Here is a 7,006-nt window from a genome sequence, read left to right as displayed (position 1 = left end):
AAAATGAGACAGCTAACGGTGCGGTCATACGATTCGGAGGGAAAATAACAAACATCGTATCCAAAGCGATTACTGAGGGAAACGACTTCTCAGATAACGCAACTATTGGCATCTTCGGCTGGGGGCATACCATCGGCAACACAACAAACCAAACCCTTCGTAAAGATTTAAATAACAGTCAATACACCAAAACTGCAGGAAATAGTGAATTCTCCAGTGAAACACACGCCCACTATTCGATCAATCCGGATACACTATTGGATTTTTACGCCTATTATCCATACACAATAACAGCCAGCCCTCTTAACATCCCATTCGATCTAAAGAAGCAGGATGACATCATGTGGGCTACTCCTGTAAAGAACCGCGACAAAACATCCGCAGACGAACCGGTAAACTTTTCCTTCAACCATATCCTCTCTGCTATCACCCTTAAATTCAAGAAAGCCGACGATATCAAAGAAGAAATGATCCTGCAAAGTATTTCGATGGAGAATTATCCGTCAACTATACAGCTAAACCTACAAACCGGAGAGTTAAGTGCAGCCACTTCAACACAGCCATACACACTCATCAACGACCAAAATAAAGAAATAACCTTAAATGAGGAAACAATCGTGACTAACTATCTTCTTTATCCCGTAGAGAAGCCCGTCTTTATAGTCAGGATGAGCAACAAAGATTATCGTATCGAATCGACAAAAGCATTCGAAGGAGGAAAAAAACAAACTTATTCATTTACTATACAAGCGAAAAACATCACCATTTCCGGGAGTATCAATCCCTGGCTGGATGGCAGTAATAGCGAAGAAACAGTCTATTTCTAAGATATCATTCTATTGTTCACAGAAACATTCTATCCTGAATGATTAGCCAGTCAGCGATTAAGACTTACGTTTTTACCCCGAAAACCGCACAGGTTTTGCCCTATAACTTAGCGAGTATGGGCTATAGAGTAGCGAGTGCAACCCTTAAGGGTACAAGCCGGCACTATATAGGGAAGAAACCGACACTAAAGTGCCCGCCTACCGGCATGAGTGTCCCGGATGACCAACACAATAGTGCTGTGTCCACCCAATCGGCTAAGACAGTACCCTACAGAGCAATTCGAACTTTAGGTGTCACCTGTCACCGCTTACAATCGATTGAAAGATAGCATAATATGATGACAGGAGAATTGTTTTAACTTTTTTGCAAAAAACATAGCAGAATGTCCTAAACGACCACCGATAAAGAAACGGACAGGTATCGAAGACTGAACAGACAGGCATCGAATGACAAACGGGTAGGCATTCATTTTTTTAGTATGGTGTTTTGAAATGTTAAGACCTTAGTTTCAACTTCAAAATAAGGAACTTTTGAGTTTAAAAGACCGGTCTTTTTTCAGCAGATCTGCACTAACCGAATGAAAGCAGCAGGGTTCACCATATCTTCCTATACCTTAACCTGTTACAAAGAAGGTGAAACGTGAAAGCACTTACCTACAAATATTATTTACCCTTAGCCGGACGAATATTCAAATCGTCTGTCAATACATCCGTATAGGTTTGAACCGGAATATCGTCATAGTTATTCAATTCGCCTACGAGGATTAGTTCGGCATGTTCCATCCACGGCTTGAAAGGAACCTCTTTCTTATAGGCTATTTCCTGCAACAGAGCCGGATCACTTTCCAGAATCACATAAGCATTACCATCGGCAGTCACTTTTCCCTGAAATGCGACGGCACGCTTATACATTTTCTGCTTGTTTGCCCCATTGACCCGGATAGGTTGCAAACGCAAAGAATTACTGCCGTTGCGTAACACCGGGGTCAGCAGCAGACTTTGATGACGTGCCACCGACAATCCACACAAACTGACATTCATATCCAATAATAAAACGCCTTTTTCAAGTTCAATCTTATTTTGTTTGATATTGACCATTCCCTGATAAACAGATGTCTGTGCCTGTGATGGGAGCACCTGCATGATTAAGAAGAAAAAGAATATGTAGACCGAAGTTTTCATCGTTTACTTATTTTATTATGTATACAATACTAACACCGAGCTTTGTCGGTCCGAAATAGTTATTACGATATTTGTAGGCAGACTCACCATCTGTCGGAAAAGCCGATTTGTCGTATTCAAAATGAAGAAAGCCGACTCCGGCCGAGAACTCGAGGTTCCAATGCGGACTAAGATACAGCTGATACCCGTAAGAGATACCGCCTCCATAAGCATTGCCATCGTAAGCAAAATCCTTTTTCATGACCGACATGAAGTTTACATGTGACATATCATAATCCATATAGACACCATGAACACCGAAATAATGCCCGTTAAACTTTTCATGCAGCCAATAACGGGCTTCGGGTTGCACCAGCCAATGTTTCCATGATTTGTCGCTGGCAACGTCCCAGCCATTATAGTTACCGGAGACATCCAACGTCCAGTGTCGATTGAAAGCGACCTCGGCACCAAGGTTAACAGTTGCAGCCGCATCATAAAGCAAGTTGGTCTTTACAGCCACAACCTGTGCTTTTACCCCCATTCCCATACATAAAGATGTGAGGAATATCAACAAAAGTTTATTCATACGAGTTATTTAATCTTTGATTCTCAATTAAATTCAGTTCACAAATATAAACAAAAAGAATATCTCGATAGATAGAAATGATATTAAATTCATCATGTGGATAAGAATTATCCGTATCTTTGTAGATAATTGGATGAGATAAACAAGATGAAGACTAAGTATTTTATATATATCCTACTTGTTATTCTTACTTTTGGCAGTTGTACGAAAGAGGAATTCACGGTAGAAGGGCCGAAGCGGACAGTTCTGGTATACGTGGTAGCCAGCAATCTCACTTCTTCAATCAATAATAACATTGATGATATGATTTCTGTTGCCACTTCAAAGAACCTGAATGGGGGAAATCTCATTGTATACTTCTCCAAAGATGATAAGAGTGCTGAACTTTACGAAATAAAAGAAGGAGCAAAAGGCATAGTAACCAAGCATCATATTGAAGATTACACCGATCGGAGCGCAATTGATCCTGAGGTGATGAGGAGTGTTATCAGAGAAGTGGTAGCCGATTATCCGGCGGACAGCTATGGCATGATCTTTTCGAGTCATGGTACATCGTGGCTTCCCTCGAACTATAATAACATGCTCAAGTCATTTGGCGCAGAAGCCGGAAAAAATATGGAAATATATGAACTGGCCGAAGGTATTCCCGACGAATGTCATTTCGACTTCCTGCTTTTCGATGTTTGCAGCATGGGAGGTGTGGAATGTGTTTATGAGTTGAAAGACAAAGCTGATCATATCATTGCTTCTCCGGCAGAAGTTATTACCGATGGTTTTCCTTATAAGGTAATGCTGCCTTATCTTTTCGAAACAAAAACAAATCTGGACGGGGTAGCCAAAGCTTTCTACAACTATTACGCGAGAGAGGCAGGCAGTCCTTACGGTTGCATTTCCGTAACAAATACCAGCGAACTGGACAACCTCGCAGCCATTACCCGTGAAATCATTTCTACCAACGGGGGTGAAGAAGGTGTATATGCACTGCCTTTAGGAGAGCTACAGACACTGTCGTATTTGCCGAGTGCCCCTGCAAGACTTTACGACTTCAGTGATTTTATCAAACACCTGGCAACAGATGAACAATACACTCGTTTTAAAGCCTGTATGGATAAAGCGGTAACAAGCTGCTACAGCACTGATTATATTTACTGCACGAAAGGCGGAAAAACAAAAGTGAATACTTATTCAGGATTATCCGTTTATTCCCCACAGGAGAGATTGACCCAGCTAAACAATTGGTACAGAAACAATACACAATGGTATAAGGCGGTTTATAAATAAAAAAGTTGCTATAGCAAGGACAAAAGATATTTGTATCCTGCTATAGCATCTTTGTATTACAGGCTTGCTATATTATTTAGCTTTTTGCGAATATCTTCCCACGTTACTTTATTCTGTCTTTTTGAAGCTTCCAACATCTTCTTCTCATAAGCTAATTTAGGAATTTCCTCTTTGGCAAATTCTATGAATAAATTGACGCCTTTAATCACATTTTGCCAATCTCTTTCACGCTCATCGGGCGACATGGCGTCTACTCTCTTTTTATCTTCTTCTGCGAGAAGACGGCGTTCTTCTTCATCCATTTCCATAAAACGCACGAAGTCATCATACATTTTCTGCGTAGGAAACAAACTCCTATATTCCGGATGCGATTCTAAATACTTTGCATGATCCATAAATTATTCCTCCTTTTGTTTAAGTAAATCATTATACCAATCAAGAATAACATCGATATTTTTCATAACCAACTCTTTTTCCGGACCGGAACGATTGTTTATCAGACTGGAATATCTCATAAAGAGCCCTTCCAGTATCATTTTCTTCTCTTTAAAATCTTTTTCTTTCATAGGCATTACAATTATTTTGATTAATGCTCTATGCTAAATGAGACATTACAAAGATAAAGTTTCCGAACGTCTTCAACAAGCACAAAGCTTTTTATTAATGAACTACTTATCTACACTTTCTCATCGAACCAAGAAAACCTGTTTATATCTTTTTACCGTACCGCTGGTATGATATAATTCGGCATAGAAAATATAAACGCCGGTTCGTAAGCGGTTCCCACCCAATGACGAGCCATTCCAGGTTAATTCACCGGAAAGCCCTAACAGTTCATGGTTGGCAATCTCGGCAACACGCTGCCCAATGGTGTTGAAAACAAATGCACGGCAACTATATCCCGGTTGATCCAGATAATAGCTGATTTTGTAATGCTCCGAACCGGGAACCCATTCAGGAGCTTCGATACCGGTCGGCGTATCCGGTTCATTCGGAGAGGAAATATCAGACTGGGAGTTACGGTATCCCGGCGTTCCATAGCCTGCTGTGGCTGATGCGGAAGTCCAGTTGGAAGGGGATTGCGTTTCAGCTTCGGGATCGATCCGCTCGAGGGCAACTCCTTTCTGATCTTTTATCGAAGTGGCATGCCATTTGGATGAATAGGAGACTTCATCTATTACTGCCCCGTCTTCGGAACGGAACAAAACAAGGGTAGAAGAGGTATTGGCCAGTATAGGTAACTTTGCAATCTCAAAGAGGGCTGCAGGAGACGTCACCATATAAAAATCAGTTATTCCCTCTACATTCTTTGTCAGTAGGGCATAACCGTTCGGCTCGATAATCGTATTTATTGAAGATAGCGGGTAACGCGTACTTAATGTTCCATCCGTTTTACGCACAGCGATAGATAAACCGGACAAAGGCAAAGAACGGTCGGAACGGTTATACAATTCGAAATATTCGCTACCTCCGGCAAAGGGGTTGGGAAGTAATTCGTTAAAGATAAATTCTTTCGGTTCGACTTTGATAGTTGGCGAGACGGAAGGATCATCGGGGACTTCAGGCTCTGTCGGCTTATCAGGTTCAACAGGTTTTTCCGGCTCTTCTTGTCCAGAAGAATTGGCAGAACCGGGTGTTCCTCCCCTAGGATCGGAAGAGAGGTGCCAGCCATCGGATGAGCGCTCCCATGATTTGCCGGGTTTGGCTTTTTCATAGATTACTTCATCAATCAGTTTATTATCTCCATCAAGTAGTTGTAACAACTTTCCGGTATTAGCCAGTGAGGACGGGAAATTATCCAACGACACCTTCACCGCAGAAGGATCAGCTACGATATCCCTACCGGAACGATAAAGTACCACATACCCTTTTGCGGGAATTTCAAAGGTCGTCATAGGCTTCGCTTTTCCTCCATATGAGAATTGCCAGTCAGTAAGTACTAATACACTATCTGCAGTGTTGTAAAGTTCTACATATTCTGTTTCCGGCAAATCTTCCAGCCCCTTAGGATCAGCCATTATTTCATTGATAAGAATAGAGCCTGGCTCAGTTTCCTCTTCATCTTCCCCCTCCAATACAAATTCTTCCGAAAAAGGTGCCAGTTTATTTCCTTCCATATCAGTAAGACCGTCATAAGTAATCGTATAATTAACACCAGCAACCATCTCTCCCGGATATTTGGTATTGACAACAGTCTTTATCTGTTCATCAGCATATCCTATACGGTCAGCTTTCCCTATATCGGATATCATAAACCAAGCTTCGCTTATATCGATAGGTTGATCGAAAGCAAATTGCAGTTCACATAAACTTAATGGCTGTATGGAAAGAAGTTTTGGTAATACAACCGGAGATATCGGATCTTCCGGATCAGGATTTTCCGGTTCTTCCTCCGGAGGGGTTATATTTGAAGAGATTTCAATATTGTCAATGAAGTGACCTCTTATTTTCTTTGAATAATGACATGCCAATCCTGATTCTATATATTTTATCCCGGAAGATATCTTTTGTTCTTTTGTATCCAATAAAGTATATGTACTTTCCCCCTCTTCACGAACATATAAGGACCAAAGGCTACTGTTTTCCAGCGTTACTTTCACACTAAGCGAAACAATATTTTGTTTCAACACATCCAATTCTTTTTCTATAATACGCACAGGAGCCTTTTCCGTTTCACGAAAACGGCGAAGAGTAATAGTTTTCTTAGTACTTCCAATTTGTATATAATACTCACTAGATATTCCTAACAATGACAGGTTCTCTGTCAATAAATAAAAACGTATATGATTCGGATCACTTGGTGTGAAATTCATTTTCACATCAAACTTCCACTCCATATTATTAGAATAAGGTAGAGAGATTTTAAGTCTTGAATATTTCTTATCAGGATCTCCGACTAAAGAAAGCCATCCATCATCCATTATTTGAAAATCAGACAAATCACCTTTCCACGGATTATTCGAATTAATCTCAGGACCATCAAACGTTTCTGTAAACTGTGCAAATGCACAAACAGGAAGTAATACAAGGATAAAAAGAATAATTTGTTTCATAGTTATATAGTTTTGTTTCAAAATTATCTATCTTTGCACGCTAATAGCTTACAACTATACGCGTACCCGATTTTGGATGCGGTAAAGTTATAACA

The 7,006-nt window shown here is 40.6% G+C and carries 7 protein-coding genes; 2 read left to right on the top strand and 5 right to left on the bottom strand.

Annotated features, from left to right (window positions below):
• Positions 1-827: fimbrillin family protein (locus tag QZ076_RS02885; protein WP_293710176.1), on the top strand; the 827-nt coding region annotated here is incomplete at its 5' end.
• Positions 828-1,490: 663 nt separating this feature from the next.
• Here QZ076_RS02885 and QZ076_RS02880 read toward each other — a convergent pair.
• Positions 1,491-2,009 (bottom strand): DUF3868 domain-containing protein, encoded by a 519-nt coding sequence (locus QZ076_RS02880; protein WP_293710174.1) that lies wholly within the window; start codon positions 2,007-2,009, stop codon positions 1,491-1,493.
• A 7-nt stretch (positions 2,010-2,016) separates the two neighbouring features.
• A complete protein-coding gene (locus tag QZ076_RS02875) occupies positions 2,017-2,577 on the bottom strand; it encodes a DUF3575 domain-containing protein (RefSeq protein ID WP_293710172.1) in 561 nt (186 codons plus the stop codon).
• Between the two features lie 147 nt (positions 2,578-2,724).
• On the opposite strand from QZ076_RS02875, the gene QZ076_RS02870 reads away from it, so the two are divergent.
• Entirely contained in the window at positions 2,725-3,858 is a 1,134-nt protein-coding gene (locus QZ076_RS02870) for a clostripain-related cysteine peptidase (RefSeq protein WP_293710170.1), read from the top strand.
• Between the two features lie 56 nt (positions 3,859-3,914).
• On the opposite strand, the gene QZ076_RS02865 is transcribed toward QZ076_RS02870, so the two are convergent.
• From QZ076_RS02865 to QZ076_RS02855, 3 genes are all read right to left on the bottom strand, one after another.
• Positions 3,915-4,253 carry a hypothetical protein gene (locus tag QZ076_RS02865; RefSeq protein ID WP_293710168.1) on the bottom strand — a complete coding sequence of 113 codons (339 nt, stop codon included), beginning with the start codon at positions 4,251-4,253 and terminating at the stop codon, positions 3,915-3,917.
• Between the two features lie 3 nt (positions 4,254-4,256).
• Positions 4,257-4,424, bottom strand: coding sequence for a hypothetical protein (locus tag QZ076_RS02860; protein ID WP_293710166.1), 168 nt, complete (start codon positions 4,422-4,424; stop codon positions 4,257-4,259).
• 120 nt (positions 4,425-4,544) lie between these two features.
• Positions 4,545-6,911: a lamin tail domain-containing protein gene (locus QZ076_RS02855; RefSeq protein WP_293710164.1), complete on the bottom strand. Its 2,367-nt coding sequence runs from the start codon at positions 6,909-6,911 to the stop codon at positions 4,545-4,547.
• Between the last annotated feature and the right edge of the window lie 95 nt (positions 6,912-7,006).

The sequence above is a fragment of the uncultured Parabacteroides sp. genome (genome assembly GCF_905196875.1).
Taxonomy (GTDB): Bacteria; Bacteroidota; Bacteroidia; order Bacteroidales; family Tannerellaceae; genus Parabacteroides.
The sequence above is the reverse complement of the archived record's forward strand: the minus strand, read 5'-3'. Positions and strand labels throughout refer to the sequence as shown.